The organism is Acinetobacter sp. WC-141 (genome assembly GCF_000313935.1).
GTDB lineage: Bacteria > Pseudomonadota > Gammaproteobacteria > Pseudomonadales > Moraxellaceae > Acinetobacter.
The window spans coordinates 1-3549 of the sequence record NZ_AMSS01000041.1; the positions used below are offsets into that span (position 1 = coordinate 1).

5 protein-coding genes and 1 pseudogene are annotated in these 3549 nt (G+C 33.2%); 2 read left to right on the forward strand and 4 right to left on the reverse strand.

Annotated elements, in window-relative coordinates:
• On the forward strand, positions 1-180 hold a 180-nt coding region (locus ACINWC141_RS19445), incomplete at its 5' end, for an IS3 family transposase (protein WP_141738493.1).
• Here the strand turns inward: ACINWC141_RS19445 and ACINWC141_RS06110 are convergent.
• The 4 genes and pseudogenes from ACINWC141_RS06110 to ACINWC141_RS19450 all read right to left on the reverse strand — a co-directional run.
• Positions 131-478: a hypothetical protein gene (locus tag ACINWC141_RS06110; RefSeq protein ID WP_009389213.1), complete on the reverse strand. Its 348-nt coding sequence runs from the start codon at positions 476-478 to the stop codon at positions 131-133. The two genes, ACINWC141_RS19445 and ACINWC141_RS06110, sit on opposite strands and share 50 nt — an antisense overlap.
• A 207-nt stretch (positions 479-685) precedes the next feature.
• On the reverse strand, positions 686-1198 hold the full coding sequence (locus ACINWC141_RS06115; RefSeq protein ID WP_001089570.1) for an SMI1/KNR4 family protein: 513 nt from the start codon (positions 1196-1198) through the stop codon (positions 686-688).
• 131 nt (positions 1199-1329) lie between these two features.
• Entirely contained in the window at positions 1330-1848 is a 519-nt protein-coding gene (locus ACINWC141_RS06120) for a tetratricopeptide repeat protein (protein ID WP_000447196.1), read from the reverse strand.
• A 409-nt stretch (positions 1849-2257) separates the two neighbouring features.
• A pseudogene (locus tag ACINWC141_RS19450) lies at positions 2258-2398 on the reverse strand (IS3 family transposase); the annotation flags it as partial.
• Positions 2399-2465: 67 nt separating this feature from the next.
• Between ACINWC141_RS19450 and ACINWC141_RS06135 the strand changes: the two are divergent.
• Positions 2466-3549, forward strand: a protein-coding gene (locus ACINWC141_RS06135; RefSeq protein WP_155757884.1) for an IS3-like element ISAba21 family transposase whose coding sequence is annotated in 2 segments (ribosomal slippage) — positions 2466-2724 and positions 2724-3549 — 1085 coding nt annotated over the 2 segments. Because the reading frame shifts where the segments join, the coding sequence is not laid out codon by codon here. This gene is flagged as partial in the annotation.

Below are 3549 nucleotides of genomic sequence, written 5' to 3' on the forward strand. Positions count from 1 at the left end.
TTCTGGGGCATACTCAAGAATGAATTAGTGCATCATTGCAACTATAAAACCAGAGATGAAGCTAAAGCAGATATTACAAAATACATTGTGTTATTTTATAATCAGCGAAGAATTCAAAAGAGTTTGGATTTTAAAACGCCAAATCAAATAGCAGAGAACTTTTATCGGTTAGCTGCCTAGCATATCCCAAGTGAAAGTCTCCTGCTAATTCAGCACATATCATAGGTAAGTCCATTGCAGATTCTTTATTTAATGCATTCCTATATTCAATTTCATGAAATTGTGAAAAATCTACTAGTTGTTTTCCATCATTGTTCCCTTGTGATGCTCCACAAAGTTCCTCAATTAAAAAAAGATAAAGCTCATTGGGTGATTTAATACTATTACTTAATTCTAAGTAGGCATTATTTATGAATTTTTCTAAGTAAACAGGGTTTTTTAAGGAGTTTTGCTTTTTAGAAGAAAAAATACCAAACATATATTGCACTCTTTAAATTTCTTTTAATTATTATACTGTTTTTATCCATTAGAAATATCTAAATTTTATTAATAGGAACTGTATAGATTTTCTAAAATTAACATAATACGCGTTATATGAAATTCAAAAAATGATACTATTTTTATGATAATTAAATAAATTTTAGGTGAACATAAGTTAAATAGAGCTTATGTCCGCCATATAATTTTAAGGTTCCCAGAATTTATCACCCTGAGTTTCATAAAATTTACTAATGAATTCTTGAAAAGTATTAGCAACAATGTACCAATCTTGTCTTTGATCTATAGGTAAGACAACAAAAATAGAGCCGTAATCATCACTATTAGGATCACATCGAACTAACAATAAGTCTGAATCTCCATAGAATTCTCCAATAATTAAGTCACTTTGAAGAGCGTCATTATTACGATTAATTTTATAAATTTTTGAAGCAAAAATTACTTCCTCAATAGAATATAATTTTAAGCCCCATTGTCCGTATTCTTGATCTTTAAATAGATCTGCACCATTAGATACTGTATAAAAATCCTCTAATACTTTTGGTAAAAGTACTTGGGGTATTTGTGAGTAAATTTTGCTTTTTAGGTTTAATGAACACTGCAAAGGAAAGGGACATTCCATACCTCTCTGAATAGCTTTCTTAGGTTCAATCTCCCATTCATTATGTATTTTTGCTATAATTTCATGAACACTATTCATTTATTAAACTCTTAAAAATCCTTAACTTTTACTAAAATTAACATAATACGAGTTATACAAAGCCTGAGCCAATTTCCTACGTTTTTTGCTTCGTGTAACCGCCATTATGTTAATTTTAGGAAGTCTTAAGACTAATTTTCAGACTTATCCCACCAACTTTGAGCTAAATCAGTATTTTTAGGAATGCCTATACCATCACGATACATAACGGAAAGACTTCGCATTGCTTTCTTATTACCTAACTTTGCAGCCTTTTCACGAAGTTCTAAAGCTTTCTTAATATTAACTTCTATTCCGCTATCTGCGCGAGTATATAGGTCAGCTAACTCAACCATTGATTCAGAATGACCATTTTCTGAAGCTTTCTGAAACCACTTAAAAGCTTTTTGGAAATGTTCTAAAGAATCGTTTTTGTCATCATCCTCTATTAATCTAGCATAGGTAACATATCCATCAGCTAACCAAAACATTGCTGCTACATTTCCATTTTCAGCTGATTTAATAGCCCAAATTTCAGCTTGATTTTCATCTGAATCAACACCATGACCATATAGATAAATCTCAGCTAATTCTAACTGGGCAGAAGTATCTCCACTTTCTGCTTTCGCTAATAAATCATTAGAAAAAACAGGTTCTGCAAATGTTTCCATTGAAAGGCAAACTCCTAAAGCCATAAAAATATTTACTAATTTATTCAATTCTTAACCTTTAAATTAAACTCTTAGGCTTGTATGTTTTTACATCATACCTAAAAGAGAACTCTAAAATTAGAGTATATTTTTAGTCCTATTTAACATAAAAACTCTTATACGAAATGCTATTTTTATTCCTTTAAAAATCAATTTTTTATATACTATTAAAAAGCTCATTTACCCTCGAATGGGCTTTTTTAATGATTTTTTATGTTCCACGCTTACTATTTGATCAATGTTCCACGGTTTTAATAAGCCAAGGTGAACAATCAGATCAGCCATACGGCTTAAAGAATCGGCTCCCAAAGCCTCTTTTTTCCGGTTAAGGCTCTACGTGTTCAGGAATAGGAATTCGCTTATTCTCGATTACCCAGTTTAGTGTCGCAAGTTGTACATCTTCTAAACCTTGCCAATCTGCTTTTAAATATTCAATCACCTCTGTTTTGTATAAGCCATTCACCGTTTCAGCCAAAGCAATATCATATGAATCACCAGTCGTACCGACTGATTGATGTGTGCTGAGAAAACAGGAGGTTTTAACTTGGTAAACTATAGACACTCATCAGGAGTTTACCATGAGCAAGAAACAGAAGACTTACACCGCAGAATTTAAAGTTGAAGCAATAAAATTGATTGAAGCCAATCAAGGCAATGTATCGGAAACAGCCAGACAACTTGGCATTTCAATGCAAACTCTTTCAAATTGGAATAATAAAGCAAAGACTGGCACCTTAGCAGGCACTAAACAATATTCACCTGATCTAAATGCCTTACTCGAAGAAAATAAAAAGCTCAAACAACAGCTCAAAACAGCTGAAATGGAACGTGAATTTCTAAAAAAGGCAGCAGCGTACTTTGCGAAAGAAAGTCAGTAAGGTACGCCTATATGAAACAGCAAAGATATTTATTCCCGATTAGCTTTATGGCTAGATTACTTCACGTTTCAGTGTCACGATTTTATGATTGGCTAAAACGAGGCATGAATAAAAGATTGGTTCAGCGAAATCAACAGACAATTTTGGTCAAAATAGCTCATGAGGAAACTAAACAAAGCTATGGCTATATTCGATTAACTAAGCATTTACAAGCGCAAGGTATCAAAATCAGTACGTATGCTGTACGTCAAATAAAAAAGCTCAACCAGCTGTATTGTAAGCGTCATAAGCGTTTCAAAAGAACTACGAAGAGTGATCATAATCGAGCGATCTACGCAAATTTACTAGAGCAACAGTTTTCAATGACTAAGCCCAATCTTGCATGGTCAAGCGATATTACATACATTTGGACTGCTGAAGGTTGGTTATACTTGGCAGCAGTAAAAGACCTGTACACGAAACAAGTGGTTGGCTATAGCTTAAATGAGCGTATGACCGCACAACTTGTTTGCAATGCACTGACTATGGCGATTCGTAATCAAAAACCAACGAAAGGCTTAATTATTCATTCGGACAGAGGCAGCCAATATTGCAGCCATGAATATCGAAAGATACTGGAAAAATGTGATTTTCAAGGTTCAATGAGCAAACGTGGGGACTGTTACGATAATGCACCGATTGAAAGTTTCTGGGGCATACTCAAGAATGAATTAGTGCATCATTGCAACTATAAAACCAGAGATGAAGCTAAAGCAGATATTACAAAATACATTGTGTTATTTTA

Coding starts and splice junctions, on each gene's coding strand:
- ACINWC141_RS06110 (WP_009389213.1), bottom strand. CDS start 478: ATGTTTGGTATTTTTTCTTCTAAAAAGCAAAACTCCTTAAAAAACCCT.
- ACINWC141_RS06115 (WP_001089570.1), bottom strand. CDS start 1,198: ATGAATAGTGTTCATGAAATTATAGCAAAAATACATAATGAATGGGAG.
- ACINWC141_RS06120 (WP_000447196.1), bottom strand. CDS start 1,848: ATGGAAACATTTGCAGAACCTGTTTTTTCTAATGATTTATTAGCGAAA.